The sequence below is a fragment of the Saccharopolyspora sp. NPDC045839 genome, from assembly GCF_056431645.1.
In genome coordinates, this window is sequence record NZ_JBWKKH010000060.1 from 1 (window position 1) to 12,984 (window position 12,984).

At 69.9% G+C, this 12,984-nt stretch carries 14 protein-coding genes; 5 read left to right on the plus strand and 9 right to left on the minus strand.

Annotation, left to right across the window (positions count from 1 at the left end):
- The first annotated feature begins 251 nt into the window (after positions 1-251).
- Positions 252-1,295 (plus strand): peptidoglycan recognition protein family protein, encoded by a 1,044-nt coding sequence (locus tag AC07EQ_RS42050; RefSeq protein ID WP_478393373.1) that lies wholly within the window; start codon positions 252-254, stop codon positions 1,293-1,295.
- A 95-nt stretch (positions 1,296-1,390) separates the two neighbouring features.
- Here the strand turns inward: AC07EQ_RS42050 and AC07EQ_RS42055 are convergent, their stop codons facing one another.
- On the minus strand, positions 1,391-2,203 hold the full coding sequence (locus AC07EQ_RS42055; RefSeq protein ID WP_478393374.1) for an HAD family hydrolase: 813 nt from the start codon (positions 2,201-2,203) through the stop codon (positions 1,391-1,393).
- Positions 2,204-2,329: 126 nt separating this feature from the next.
- Here AC07EQ_RS42055 and AC07EQ_RS42060 point away from each other — a divergent pair, with 126 nt between their 5' ends.
- A complete protein-coding gene (locus tag AC07EQ_RS42060) occupies positions 2,330-3,202 on the plus strand; it encodes an LLM class flavin-dependent oxidoreductase (RefSeq protein WP_478393375.1) in 873 nt (290 codons plus the stop codon).
- A 177-nt stretch (positions 3,203-3,379) separates the two neighbouring features.
- On the opposite strand, the gene AC07EQ_RS42065 is transcribed toward AC07EQ_RS42060, so the two are convergent.
- The gene (locus AC07EQ_RS42065) at positions 3,380-3,970 is read right to left on the minus strand and encodes a helix-turn-helix domain-containing protein (RefSeq protein ID WP_478393376.1); all 591 of its coding nucleotides are present in this window, start codon (positions 3,968-3,970) and stop codon (positions 3,380-3,382) included.
- Between the two features lie 96 nt (positions 3,971-4,066).
- Between AC07EQ_RS42065 and AC07EQ_RS42070 the strand changes: the two genes are divergently transcribed.
- Positions 4,067-4,702 (plus strand): endonuclease, encoded by a 636-nt coding sequence (locus AC07EQ_RS42070; RefSeq protein ID WP_478393400.1) that lies wholly within the window; start codon positions 4,067-4,069, stop codon positions 4,700-4,702.
- 100 nt (positions 4,703-4,802) lie between these two features.
- Here the strand turns inward: AC07EQ_RS42070 and serS are convergent, their stop codons facing one another.
- From serS to AC07EQ_RS42085, 3 genes are all read right to left on the minus strand, one after another.
- The gene (gene serS / locus AC07EQ_RS42075) at positions 4,803-6,065 is read right to left on the minus strand and encodes a serine--tRNA ligase (protein WP_478393377.1); all 1,263 of its coding nucleotides are present in this window, start codon (positions 6,063-6,065) and stop codon (positions 4,803-4,805) included.
- Positions 6,066-6,279: 214 nt separating this feature from the next.
- A complete protein-coding gene (locus AC07EQ_RS42080) occupies positions 6,280-7,449 on the minus strand; it encodes a glutathionylspermidine synthase family protein (protein ID WP_478393378.1) in 1,170 nt (389 codons plus the stop codon).
- A 3-nt stretch (positions 7,450-7,452) separates the two neighbouring features.
- Entirely contained in the window at positions 7,453-8,145 is a 693-nt protein-coding gene (locus tag AC07EQ_RS42085; RefSeq protein WP_478393379.1) for an SAM-dependent methyltransferase, read from the minus strand.
- Between the two features lie 117 nt (positions 8,146-8,262).
- Here AC07EQ_RS42085 and AC07EQ_RS42090 point away from each other — a divergent pair, with 117 nt between their 5' ends.
- Both AC07EQ_RS42090 and AC07EQ_RS42095 read left to right on the plus strand, forming a co-directional pair.
- Positions 8,263-9,264 (plus strand): septum formation family protein, encoded by a 1,002-nt coding sequence (locus AC07EQ_RS42090; RefSeq protein ID WP_478393380.1) that lies wholly within the window; start codon positions 8,263-8,265, stop codon positions 9,262-9,264.
- A gap of 25 nt (positions 9,265-9,289) precedes the next feature.
- Entirely contained in the window at positions 9,290-9,640 is a 351-nt protein-coding gene (locus AC07EQ_RS42095; protein WP_478393381.1) for a metallopeptidase family protein, read from the plus strand.
- 213 nt (positions 9,641-9,853) lie between these two features.
- Here the strand turns inward: AC07EQ_RS42095 and AC07EQ_RS42100 are convergent, their stop codons facing one another.
- From AC07EQ_RS42100 to pheA, 4 genes are all read right to left on the minus strand, one after another.
- Positions 9,854-10,414, minus strand: a complete 561-nt coding sequence (locus AC07EQ_RS42100) for a hypothetical protein (protein WP_478393382.1) — start codon at positions 10,412-10,414, stop codon at positions 9,854-9,856.
- Positions 10,415-10,544: 130 nt separating this feature from the next.
- Positions 10,545-11,060: a hypothetical protein gene (locus AC07EQ_RS42105; RefSeq protein WP_478393383.1), complete on the minus strand. Its 516-nt coding sequence runs from the start codon at positions 11,058-11,060 to the stop codon at positions 10,545-10,547.
- Positions 11,061-11,360: 300 nt separating this feature from the next.
- Entirely contained in the window at positions 11,361-12,008 is a 648-nt protein-coding gene (locus AC07EQ_RS42110; protein ID WP_478393384.1) for a histidine phosphatase family protein, read from the minus strand.
- A complete protein-coding gene (gene pheA / locus AC07EQ_RS42115; protein WP_478393385.1) occupies positions 12,005-12,928 on the minus strand; it encodes a prephenate dehydratase in 924 nt (307 codons plus the stop codon). The genes AC07EQ_RS42110 and pheA overlap by 4 nt, the downstream gene beginning before the upstream one ends.
- Positions 12,929-12,984: the final 56 nt, after the last annotated feature.

The following is a 12,984-nucleotide window of genomic DNA, read 5'->3' on the forward strand; positions in this document are numbered from 1 at the left end:
CATCCTCGACCGCGTCCGCTGCTGCCCCCACCAAGTCGGCACCCTCGCCCAAGCCATCCTCACCCTCGAACACGAAGCAGGATGAAAAAGGCTCAATGGAAATCGAAGATCTGATTTCCATTGAAATTGCGGAAGTTGTCCACAGGGGACGACGTCACTCGTCCAGAGCAGTTGGAGCGGCGGCTGATCGGCGGCCACCGCATACTCGCCTCGCACAGCCCCGATCGCCGCGCGAAAGCGAGGTATCGCCCATGCGTCTCCGGTTGAGCGTTCCGATCGCACTGCTGCTCGCCTCCACCGCACTGCCCGCCACGGCGGAGCCCCCCGAGACCACCAGCACCCGAATCGCGTTGCGCGACGCGACGCTGACCCGCGACGGAACGCGGGAGGTGCACGCCGACCGCGCTTTCGACCTGGTCGGACTGACCTGGCGCGGGCCGGCGCCGGAGCGCATCGAGGTGCGCACCCGGACCGGTTCCGGCTGGACCCCGTGGACGGCGCTGGAGCCGATCGACTCGGCTCCCGACCACGGCACCCTGGAGGGCAGCGAACCGCTGTGGACCGGCCGCGCCGACACCGCGCAGGTGCGGGCCAGCCGGGGCGGCGTCGACGTGACCGGCGATCTGGAGCTCGTCGCGATCGACCCGGGCACGGCACCGGCCGCGGCGCCTCGATCGAACGCTCCCGGCCAGCCGCCGGTCGTCGGCCGCGCGCAGTGGGGTGCCGACGAGGGCCAGATGACCTGGCCGCCGGAGCGCACCGAGACCAAGGCCGTCGTGGTGCACCACACCGCCGGGACCAACGACTACGGCTGCCACGAGTCGGCCGCCATTCTGCGGGCGATCTACCGCTACCACGCCGTCGAGCTGAAGTGGGGCGACATCGGCTACCACGCGCTGGTCGACAAGTGCGGCACGATCTTCGAGGGCCGCGCGGGCGGGCTGCGCGACGCCATCGTCGGCGGGCACGCGCGGGGCTTCAACCAAGGCACGTTCGGCGTGTCGATGATGGGCAACTACGACCACGTCCTGCCCTCCCCCGACACCGTCGAGTCGGTCGCGGCGATCAGCGCGTGGAGGCTGGGCACGGCCCGGGTGGCCGCTGACGGCCGCACCGAGCTGATCGCGGGGCCCGCCGGCAACTCGCACTTCCCGGCCGGCGCGGCGGTCCCGCTACCGACGATCTTCGGCCACCGCGACGTCAGCAAGACGGCCTGCCCGGGTCAGCGCGGCTACGAGCGGCTCGACGAGATCCGCGCCCGCGCGACGGCCCTGCAACGCGACCACCGGCCGTGACCTCCGCGCTCCGCGTTGAGTGACGACCAAGGGTTCCCCGCAATTTCCATTGAAATCGAAGGTCTGATTTCCATTGAAATTGCGGGGGGAACCGGTCACCACCAGCGGTCGAGGACGTGCGCGACGCCGTCCTCGGCGTTGGTGATCGTGACCTCGTCGGCCGCCGCCAGCGCCTCCTTGTGGGCGTTGCGCATCGCCACGCCGTGGCCCGCCCACTCCAGCATCGGCACGTCGTTGGGCATGTCGCCGAAGGCGATCACGTCCTCCCGGGCCACGCCGAGCTCCTCGGCCACCGCCGCCAGTCCGGTCGCCTTGTCCACGCCCGGCGCCGACAGCTCGATCAGCCCCGCCGTGGTCGAGTAGGTCAGCTGCAGCTGCGAGCCCAGCACCTCACCCGCCACCGCGGCCATCTCCGCGCTGGTCATGTGCTCGTGCAGGACCAGCAGCTTCACCGCCGGCTTGCCGGTCAGCTCGTCGGTGCCGGCCACCCGGATGTCCGAATTCGGCCACACCCGGCGGAAGTCCACCTCGGCGAGGAACTGCTCGTGCGGCCGGTCCCGCGCCCCGTCGGTGGTCCGCTCCACCGCGAAGGCGCAGCCCGGCAGCTCGTGCCGCAGCTCGCGGGCCACGTCGTGCAGCAGCACCGGGTCGATCACGTGGCTTTGCAGCACCCGGTCGGCGGCCGCGTCGTAGAGCACCGCGCCGTTCGCGCACACCGTCACCCCGGACACGCCCAGGCCCTCGACCACCGTCGGCACCCAGCGCGGCGGACGCCCCGTGACCAGGACGAACGGCGTTCCCGACGCCACCACCCGCTGCACCGTCCGCGCGGTTCGCGGGCTCACCCGCTCCATCGGGTCGAGCAGGGTTCCGTCCACGTCGGATGCCACCAGGCCAGGTTTGCGCACGACGTCATCCTGCCTGGTCCCGGTCGCCGCCCGGGAGCCGAGGACCCGCCGCCGCGACCCGGGCCACGTTTCCGCATCACCTGATCGGGTCGATAAGGGCGGGGCGGTACCAGTACGGTCGACGGCGTGCGAGTTGGGATCGTGATTTTGCCCGAACACCGGTGGTGGGCGGCCGAGCCGCTGTGGCGGATGGCCGAGGAGTACGGCTTCGCCCACGCGTGGACCTACGACCACCTCGGTTGGCGGTCCCTTGTGGACAAGCCGTGGTTCGACGCGGTCCCGACGCTGACCGCGGCGGCCACGGTCACCTCGACGATCCGGCTGGGCACCCTGGTCGCGTCGCCGAACTTCCGGCACCCCGCGCACTTCGCGCGGGAGCTGACCGCGCTGGACGACATCGCCGACGGCCGCCTCACCCTGGGCATCGGCGCCGGTGGCGTCGGCTTCGACGCGCACGTGCTGGGCCACCCGGAGCTGACCGCCGGGCAGCGCGTCGACCGGTTCACCGAGTTCGTCGAGCTGCTCGACCAGATCCTCACCCGCGACTGCACCGACCACTCCGGCGAGTACTACACGGCCGTCCAGGCCCACCGGGCACCCGGCTGCGTGCAGCTGCCCCGGATGCCGTTCGTGATCGCCGCCAACGGGCCGCGGTCGATGCGGCTGGCGGCCCGGTACGGCCAGGGCTGGGTGACCACCGGGCGGGAGGCCGACGACCCGGAGGCCTGGTGGCGGTCGGTCGCGGAGCTGTCGCTGCGGTTCGCCGAGGTGCTCGCCGAGCAGGGCCGGGACCCGGCGAAGGTCGACCGGTACCTGCAGGTGGACGCCGGTCCGGTGTACTCGATGTCCAGTGTGGACCACTTCCGGGACGTGGTCGGCCGGGCCACCGAGCTCGGCTTCACCGACGTCATCACGCATTGGCCGCGGGCCGACGAGCCCTACGCGGGCAAGGAGTCCACCGTCGAGGAGATCGCCTCGGAGGTCCTCCCCGAGTTGTGACCTCCCCCGTCACAACCGGAGCACAAGGTCGCCAAGCCCCGGGCCCGGACGCGGTGAAGGACGAGAAGTTCCCGACCCGAAGACCCACCAGCTGCACCGGCAGCGATCTGGGCAAGGCGCGGCGGTTCAACTCCGACACCGTCTACGCCGAGTTCAAGATCGATCCGGCAGGAGTGATCAGGCCTCGCCGCGGGGCGACGTCTGGAGCGTCGCCCCGACCGCGAGGAACTCCGCGGGTTCGCCGCCGAGCGCCGAGAGACGGTGCGGGACCCGGGAGCTGAAGCTGACGCTGTCGCCGGCCCGCAGGGTCGTCGTTCCCTGGTCGAACTCGACGTGCAGCCGCCCGCTGAGCACGTAGAGCCAGTCGTGGCCCTCGTGCCGGACCGGCCGCACTCCCTCACTGGACGGCGAAATCCGGTAGCGGGCGGCGTAGAGCCCGGGGATCACCGCGCGCGGCGTCAGCACCTGCAAGGCCATGCCGTCGGTGTCGACCGTCGGCGCCTCGTCGCCGCGCAACACCATCACGGCAGGCCCCGGCTTGTTGTCGGTGAACAGCTCGGACAGCCCGACGCCCAGCGCGGTCGCCAGCTGGACCAGCACGTCCAGGGACGGTGTCGCGTCGCCGCGCTCCACGTTCCCCAGCAGCGCCACGCCCAGGCCGGCCCGCTCCGCCAGGCCCGCCTGGTCCAGCCCGCGCGCCGCCCGCAACCTGCGGATCCGGTCGCCGAGGCCGGCCAGGGCGAGGGCCTGCGAAGGAGTGTCCGACACGCCCCCACCATAAGTCGGGTGCCGCGGGCTCGCCGTGATCGCAGGTGTGCCCCCGGCGGTCGCCGGGTAGGCCTTGCGCGGCAGGAGGTGGTGATGATGTCGGCGGAGAACGTCGTGCAACGCCTGCTGGACGAGGCGGGCACCACCTACGCCGCTCAGGCCGGGATCTCGCTGGCGAACAAGCCCGCCCCGCTGTACCGGCTGCTGGTGCTGGCGGTGCTGATGTCCACCCGGATCAAGGCCGAGCTGGCGGTGTCGGCCGCGCGGGAACTCGCGGAGTTCGGGACGCCGCAGAAGATGTGCGACGCGACCTGGCAGCAACGCGTCGACGCGCTCGACCGCGGGCACTACGCGCGGTACGACGAGAGCACCGCGACAGCGCTCGGCAAGGGCGCGCAGCTGCTGATCGACCGGTACCACGGGGATCTTCGGCGGATCCAGGCGAAAGCGGACGGAGACATCGACGTGCTGCAGGAGAAGCTCACCGAGCTGCCCCGGCTCGGCCCGGTGGGCGCGGACATCTTCTGCCGCGAGGTGCAGCTGGTGTGGCCGGAACTCCGGCCGTTCTTCGACAAGAAGGCGCTGGCGGGCGCGGAGAAGCTGGGCCTGCCGACGGATCCGGACGAGCTCGCGGAGCTCGTCGAAGGGCACGACCTCGCCCGCCTCGCGGCGGCCCTGGTGCGGGCCACGCTGGACCGCGGCCTCGCCGCGGAGATCACCAAGGCGGCCTGATACCGCTGGTCACCGGTTTCCGCAGTTTCAATTGAAACTGCGCACCGGACACGGGCAGGGCCGTGGTTTCAATTGAAACCGTGGCCCTGCCCGTGGTCGATCACTTGGGTTCGAGGACCTCGCGGCCGCCGAGGAACGGGCGCAGCGCCTCGGGCACTCGCACCGAACCGTCCGACTGCTGGTGGTTCTCCAGGATCGCGACGATCCAGCGGGTCGTCGCCAGCGTGCCGTTGAGGGTGGCCGCGATCTGCGGACGGCCGTCCTCGTCGCGGTAGCGGGTGTTCAGCCGCCGCGCCTGGAACGTGGTGCAGTTCGACGTCGAGGTCAGCTCGCGGTACGTCTGCTGGCTCGGCACCCACGCCTCGCAGTCGTACTTGCGCGCCGCGCTGGCACCGAGATCCCCCGCCGCCGTGTCGATCACCCGGTAGGGCACCTCGATCTTGGCGAGCATCTCCTCTTCCCACGCCAGCAGCCGCTCGTGCTCGTCGCGGGCCTCGTCCTCCCGGCAGTAGACGAACATCTCCAGCTTGTTGAACTGGTGCACGCGGATGATGCCGCGGGTGTCCCGGCCGTAGGACCCTGCCTCCCGGCGGAAGCACGTCGACCAGCCCGCGTAGCGCAGCGGCCCGGCGGAGAAGTCCACGATCTCGCCCGAGTGGTAGCCGGCCAGCGGGACCTCGGAGGTGCCGACCAGGTAGAGGTCGTCCTCCTCCAGCCGGTACACCTCGGTGGCGTGGGCGCCGAGGAACCCGGTGCCCTCCATGATCTCCGGTCGCACCAGCACCGGCGGCACGACCAGCGTGAAACCGGCGGCGGCGGCCTGTGCGGCGGCCATGTTCAGCAGCGCCAGCTCCAGCTGCGCGCCGATGCCGGTCAGGAAGTAGAACCGGGCGCCCGCGACCTTCGCGCCGCGCTCCATGTCGAAGGCGCCGATCGCGGTGCCCAGCTCGACGTGGTCCTTGATCTCGAAGTCGAACTCCCGCGGCACGCCGACGTGCTTGAGCACGGCGTAGTCGTCCTCGCCGCCCGGCGGCACATCGGGCTCGACGATGTTGGAGACGGCCTTCTGGGCCCGCAGCAGCTCTTCGTCGCCGGCCGACTGCTCCGCCTCGGCCTCCTTGACCTGGGCGGCGAGCTCCTTGGCGCGGGCCAGCAGGGCGTCGCGCTCCTCGCCCTTGGCCTTGCCGACCTGCTTGCCGAGCTGCTTCTGCTCCGCGCGCAGGTTGTCCGCCCGGGACACCGCGGACCTGCGACGCTCGTCGGCGGACAGCAGCGCATCCACCAGGGACGCGTCCTCTCCTCGCGCGCGCTGCGAAGCGCGCACCGCTTCCGGATCATCGCGTAGCGTCTTCAGGTCGATCACAGCTGGTCAGCGTAGTCCGCGCCGCGGACCGACCGCGCCCCAGGGTGCGCGCAACGCCGTCGCCTGCGCCTGCGGGCGTGAGCCACCCGGTTTCAGGCGAAATCGGAAAACCGGTCCCACGGGACACGAGCCGTGCGGGGCTCCAGCTTCAGGCAAAATCGGGAGACCGGTGGTTTTCCAATTTTAGGCAAAATTGGAAACCCACCAACCCGGGTCAGGCCGTGCCGGGGATGCGGTGCGGGACGAAGGCCGCGCCGTCGTCGGTGATCAGGCCCGCCGTCTCGCGGATGCCCAGGCCGGCCGAGGAGTCGCCGACCACCCAGGCGCCGAGGGCCGGGCGCATCCCGTCGAACTCCGGCAGCGGGTCGAACGCCTGGTAGACGTAGCCCTCCTCGCCGTACACGCCGCTGGTCTCGGTCTCCCAGCCCGGCGCGACGACCTGGATGTTGTTGCCCTCGCGGCCCAGGCGCGGCTTGCGCACGTACTCCGTGAGCAGCCCGGGCTGGTCCAGGAACGTCGGCAGCAGGTTCGGGTGCCCCGGGTGCATCTCCCACAGGATCGCCAGCAGCGCCTTGTTGGACAGCAGCATCTTCCACAGCGGTTCGACCCACTGCGTGGCCGGCAGCGTCTTGACGGCGTGCCTGCCGAAGTCGTCGTCGACCATCCACTCCCAGGGGTAGATCTTGACGACGGAGTTCATCGGCGCTTCTTCGAGGTCGACGAAGCGCTCCAGCAGGCTGTCCCAGCCGATCTCCTCGATGGGCAGGCCGACGGTGTCCAGCCCGGCCTCCGCGGCGGTCTCCTGCAGGTAGGCCGCGGTGATGTTGTCCTCACCCGTGACGTCGGCGGACGACCAGGTGAAGTGCGCCTCGTTGGTGGCCAGCTGATCCTTGATCTCGCCCCAGCGCTCGACGAGCTTCTCGTGGATGGAGTTCCACTGGTCGTCGCCCTCGTGGGACTCGGTCAGCCAGTGCCACTGCACGACCGCCGCCTCCAGCAGCGACGTCGGGGTGTCGGCGTTGTACTCCAGCAGCTTCGCCGGGCCGGTGCCGTCGTAGCGCAGGTCGAACCGGCCGTACAGGTGCGGGTCGTGGCGCTTCCAGGACTCGGCGATGTGCGGCCAGACCCACTCCGGGATGCCGAAGTCCTTGTAGCGCTCGGTGGTGATGACGTGGTCGACGGCGTCCAGGCACATCGAGTGCAGCAGCTCGACGTCGGCCTCCAGCGAGAGCACCTCGTCGAGGCTGAACTCGTAGTGCACACCCTCGTCCCAGTAGGGCCGGGCCGAGCCGTCGGCCGCGCGCGCGGGCGTGCCGAAGACGAGCCCGAGCTCCTCGACCTTGGCCTGCCAGTCCGGTCGTCGTGCTGTGGTCCTGCGCCGCACTCGTCAGCTCCCGCTACTGCCGCTCTTGTTGTTGATGCCGAACCCACCGCGCTGGATGGTCTTGCCGCTGCTGTCCTTGATCGTCGAGCCGGACGGCTTGGTGAACGACGAGCCGGACGCCGGCGAGCCGACCGGCGGCGCCGACACGCCGGCGGGCGTGTAGGCGTACCGGTAGGAGTTGTAGCCGCCGATCCCACCGGTGGGCAGGAAGATCGGCATGAAGAACATGCCGCCGTTGTGATAGCCCTGGTGGGTGTTCACGTAGTTCTCGTCGCAGAACTGGTCCTGGTCGCGGACTCCGGGCTGGCCCGACTGCTCCGTGGCGCAGTACTCCTGGGAGGCGTTGGCCTCGTTGCTGATCTCCGACGCGGAGTACATCGCGGCCACCAGCGCCACGACGCCGACCGTCGCGCCGCCGCCGATCATGATGCGGCGCCGCTTCTTCGTCTTCGCCTCCGCGGCCGCGAGCTCGGCGCGGTGCTGCTCCTCACGGCGCTTCTCCGCGGCGACGCGGGCGCGCTGCTCCGCCAACGTCGGTTCGCGCGGCGTCGTGCTCTCGTCCTGGTACCGGATCCGGCCGCGCCCCGCCGACTCGGGCGACACCGGTTGCTCCGGTTGCTCCGGGTTGCCCGGCGGGTTCCCCCCGCCCCACTGCTGCCGGTCGTCGTCTGCCACTGGCTTGCCATCTTCCGTCATAGCCCCACTCCCGAACGCAACATTACCTACCGTGGCGACGTGTCCGGCAACGAATCGGTTCCGAACATCTGCGATGGCGCCGCGCACGCCGCCACGCGGCGAGGCATCATGTGATCGATGGCAGCGCCCGATTCCCCTCCCAGACCAGGCCGGAACAAGCCCAACACCCGGCTCGTGATGATCTCGGCTGCCATCGGCGCCCTCCTGATCCTGGTGGTCAGCGCGGCGCTGAACTGGCCGACCGGCGGCGGGCCCGGCGTCGGCGGGTCCGGCAGGATCGGCTCGGCGCCGGCGCCGGAAGTGGTCTTCGAGGCCGCCGCGGGTGACTGCCTGAACTGGACCGAGCCCGATGCCGCCGACATCCGCAAGGTCACCTGTAACGAGCCCCACCTCTTCCAGGTCACCGGCAGCGCGGAGCTGGGCCAGGAGTTCGGACCCGACGCCCCGTTCCCGAACACCGAGCAGTGGCAGCAGCTCAAGCAGCAGCACTGCACCGAGGTGTCGAAGCAGTTCCTGTCGAACCGGTTCGACCCGCACGGCAAGTTCAACGTGGGCGCGTTCACGCCGAGCGAGGAGGGTTGGGGCAACGACGACCGGACGCTGCACTGCGGCATCCAGCAGCCCGGGCCGTCCGGCAAGCTCTACCCGATCACCGGCAGCGCCGCGAACACGGACCAGTCCAACGTCTACCCGGTCGGCCGCTGCCTGGGCATCAACGGCACCGCCGTGTGGGACCCGGTGGACTGCGCACGGCCGCACGCGGTGGAGATCACCGGCCTGGTCGACCTGGGCGAGCAGTTCCCCGGCGGCTACCCGGAGGAGAAGCCGCAGGACGACTTCCTGGTGACCAGGTGCGAGGAGCTGACCGCGCAGTACGCGGGCGGCCCGACCGTCGCCAAGGACAAGGGTCTGATCGTCTACTGGGACACGCTGGCGCCGGAGAGCTGGGACGCCGGATCGCGGCAGGTCAACTGCAAGGTCAGCGCGCAGCTGCCGGACGGCAGCGGGCTCGCGCCGGTGACCGGCGGCGTCAAGGGGCAGGTGCAGGTCGGCAAGGAACCGGCGCCGAAGGACACCGCGCCGATCGAGCCGGGCGTGCCCGCGACCGAACCCCGCTGACGCCCGGGTGCGGTAGAACGGGGTCATGCCGGTGGAGATGACCCGCGTTCGGTTCGAGGAGCTCGTGGCCGACGCCCTCGACCTGCTGCCCGCGGAGTTCGCGGCGGCGATGAACAACGTCGTGGTGCTGGTGGAGGACGCCAACCCCGAAGACCCGTCGCTGCTCGGGCTGTACGAGGGCGTCGCGCTGACGGAGCGGGACAGCACTTACAGCGGCGTGCTGCCGGACCGGATCACGATCTACCGCGAACCACTGCTGGACATGTGCGCGGACGAGGACGAAGTGGTCGACGAGGTGGCCGTGACGGTTGTGCACGAGATCGCGCACCACTTCGGCATCGACGACGAGAAGCTCCACGCCCTCGGCTGGGGCTGACCGTTCCGCCTGGTCAGGTGCCCGTGAGCGCTTTGGCATACCGATCTCATCCAACGAGGCGATAGATGCGCGGCAGTTGCCCTGCGATCTTCACGGTCAGCTCAGGCGCACCAGGCCGCAACGACAGCTCGAACGCTCCCACGCGATGGATGCACAGGTTGATCAATTCGCCGACAATGTCCTGATCATCGGGTGGCGGCCGACGTGTGATTCCTACCAGTCCATGTCAGTGACCGCGAGAAGCCACAACGTGTGAGCTTGCTGGTCGAGTACCAGCCAAGTGATATTGAAAAGGCCTGGGAACCACCGACTCCAAGGGTCGCGCGTGGACACGAACGACACCGACGCATACCGGTCACCGAACAATGCGGCATACAGGCTGTGGGCAGCAGTGCGGGCCTTCCGCGCTCGCTCGTCTTTCTCAGCGTCAGAAAGGTCCTGATAGCCGCGTGTGAAGCTGCCCGCATACAGCGTGTGGGCCCACTGTGACTCCAACACCAACGAAAGCCCCGGCTGCCAACCAATCAACTTGCCGGGAGTGGTGTAAGTCAACGGGTCGGTGACACCGAACTCGGCAGGCAGTAGCTCCCGGACGGACCTATGCGCGAGAACGTACGAAGCGCATGTCAGAAGACGGTCACGTGCGAACCAGGCGAAATCATCGCCGCCAGTAAACCGGAACCCCTGAAGGTGGGCATTCCCCTTCGGCCGATCGCCCTGCAACCAGGAAACGACCGTGCACACAGCGGGAATGTCCCGATCGACGGGCGCCACGTCTACTGTGTCAAGTAGTTGCCGGACATGGTCCGGTCGGGGCATGGGATACAGCTTCCGAGGAGTTGATTCCACCTCGCCGAGTATGGAGCACACCCCAGCCACGCTCTGGGGTGTGCGCCATGATTTATCACGGGATGCCTGCGGAGCATCCATCCCAATCACCGGAGTTCGGGCCCTCGGTCCATGCGGAGAGCACGAACGGGGAAAAGTCATCGGTCGCCACGACTACCACCGGCCCACCCAGCGGGGGGGTATAGCGGTACAGCGTTGAGTAGTCCTGGGGTTCTTTCTCGCCATGTAGGAGCGCCGTGGAGTAGCAGCGCTGGAACGTCACTACGTTGTTGATGGGGTGACCGGCGTGGATGTGCCGTGCACCGGCGATCTCCGGCGGTCCGCATTCCAACTGAAACTCGACCTGTGGCGTATCCGGCCGGGCCACCGGAACACGGTCCACGATCGCCGAGTTGGGAACGGCCGGATTGGACAGGCACTCGGCGATCTCGGCCGGATTCCGTGGTGTCGGATTGGTAGCAGGCGTGGCTAAAGCGATGGGCGAGGTAGCAGCCATCAGTGCAGCAGCGGCAGCCATTACACGAAGAATTCTCACATGACGGATCGTATCGATCTCCAAACGATGCGTCACCAACTTGCGCGTGACCTAAACCACGTAATCGGAGAGCTGTGCCGCGTGGCACTGCGCAGACCCTTCGGTCGGAGGCCTCCTACTTGTCTTCCTTCACCGGGAAATCTCCCGCTGACGCGGATGCGAGCGTCCTCCGATCACGGAGTGAACAGCCGGATGCTGATGGAGCATGCGTCAACAAGGTGAGCCACTGATGATCCGCATCGTCAGCTTCGGATTCCGACAAAGCACTATCGTGAACGGCGGAGCCCGAAAGTAGACCCGCGTCCCCGGTACCAGCGGAAACGCTTCGGCCGTTGATCAGGGCGTGTTGAGGCCGTCCCAGGAGAGGCAGCGCCAGCCCGTCCGGACGTCGGGGTCCGCTTCGAGGACGATCACGCCCGTGTTCGGCAGGTACGCCTCGTTGCCCCGGGGGCCCTCGATGTTCGACGCCAGCGCGCTCGCCGCGAGTCGCAGCATCGCGCCGTGGCTGACCAGCGCCACCGCGCCGTCACCCGCTCCGTCGATGGCGCTGCGCGCACCGTCGACGAACCGGGTCACCGCCTCGCGGCCGGTTTCCCCGCCGGGCATCGGCACGTCGAGCCGCCCCGCGTGCCAGCTCCCGTAGACGTCGTCGAAGATCTGCAGCGCCTCCTGGTCGCCGCGGCCTTCCAGCTCGCCGACGTAGACCTCGTGCGTTCCGTCGACGACCTCGAGCGGCAGCCGGTGCCGCTGCGCCAAGGGCTGCGCCGTCTGCTGCGCGCGCACCGCACGGCTCGCGTGCACCGAGATGATCTTCTCGTCGGCCAGCCGCTCGGCGAGCCGGGCCGCCTGCTGCTGGCCCAGCTCGGTCAGGCCGGGGCCCGGCGGCAGCGTGTCTAGCAGGTGCGCCACGTTGGCCGGGGTCTGCCCGTGGCGGGCGAGGATCAGCCGTAACCCGGTCGGCGCTTCCAGCAGCAACTCGGTCATGCCAACCGCCCCGCCCGGACGTCGTCGAGCCACTTCGCCGCGACTTCGAACGCCTGCTCCGAGGCCGACGGGCGGACGCCGGCCGGCGAGCGGTCCGCCTTCGGGTAGGAGCCGAGGAACCAGACGGTGCTGCAACGGCGGTGCAGCGCGGTCAGCGCGTCGCCGATCCGGGCGTCCGCGACGTGCCCGTCGAAGTCGAGGAAGAACCGGTACTCGCCGAACCGCTCGCGCAGCGGCCGGGACTCGATGCGGCTGAGGTTGATGCCGCGCAGCGACAGCTCGGCCAGCATGTCGGCCAGCGTGCCGACCTCGTCGCTGATCACCGCGCACACCGACGTGCGGTCCGCGCCGGTGGGCTCCGGCAGCGCGCCGGGGCGGCGGACCAGCAGGAAGCGGGTGACCGCGTCGCGCACGTCGGCGACGCCGCCGGCGAGCCGCACCAGCGACGGGTAGTGCTCGATGGCCACCGGCGCGGAGATCGCCGCGTCGAACTCGCCGGCCGCCGCCGCGGCCGCCCCGGCGGCGGTGGAGCTGGCGGCGTGGACGCTGACGCCCGGCAGGTTCTCGGCCAGCCAGCCGCGGACCTGCGCGAGCGCGTGCGGGTGGCTCGCGACGGTGCCGATCTCGGACAGCCCGATGCCGGGCCGGGCCAGCAGGTCGAACTGCACCGGAAGCACGGTCTCCTGCACCGCGACCAGCGGATCGTCGGTGGTCAGCGTGTCCAGCGTGGCCGGCACCGAGCCTTCGACCGAGTTCTCCACCGGCACCCCGGCGGCCAGCACGTCGCCGGCGCGCACCGCGGCGAGCGCCAGCGGCACGGTCTCGAAGGGCACGAGTTCGGCGTCGAAACCACCGGTCAACTGCCGGGTGGCCTGTTCGGTGAAGGTGCCCGGCGGGCCGAGATACGCGATTTGTGGCACCCGCCCAGACTAAGAGGAGACGCTCCCGGCACGCGGGCAGGTTCCGATGGCGCAAC

Coding starts and splice junctions, on each gene's coding strand:
- AC07EQ_RS42050 (WP_478393373.1), top strand. CDS start 252: ATGCGTCTCCGGTTGAGCGTTCCGATCGCACTGCTGCTCGCCTCCACC.
- AC07EQ_RS42070 (WP_478393400.1), top strand. CDS start 4,067: ATGTCGGCGGAGAACGTCGTGCAACGCCTGCTGGACGAGGCGGGCACC.
- AC07EQ_RS42085 (WP_478393379.1), bottom strand. CDS start 8,145: ATGACGGAAGATGGCAAGCCAGTGGCAGACGACGACCGGCAGCAGTGG.
- AC07EQ_RS42090 (WP_478393380.1), top strand. CDS start 8,263: ATGGCAGCGCCCGATTCCCCTCCCAGACCAGGCCGGAACAAGCCCAAC.
- AC07EQ_RS42095 (WP_478393381.1), top strand. CDS start 9,290: ATGCCGGTGGAGATGACCCGCGTTCGGTTCGAGGAGCTCGTGGCCGAC.
- AC07EQ_RS42110 (WP_478393384.1), bottom strand. CDS start 12,008: ATGACCGAGTTGCTGCTGGAAGCGCCGACCGGGTTACGGCTGATCCTC.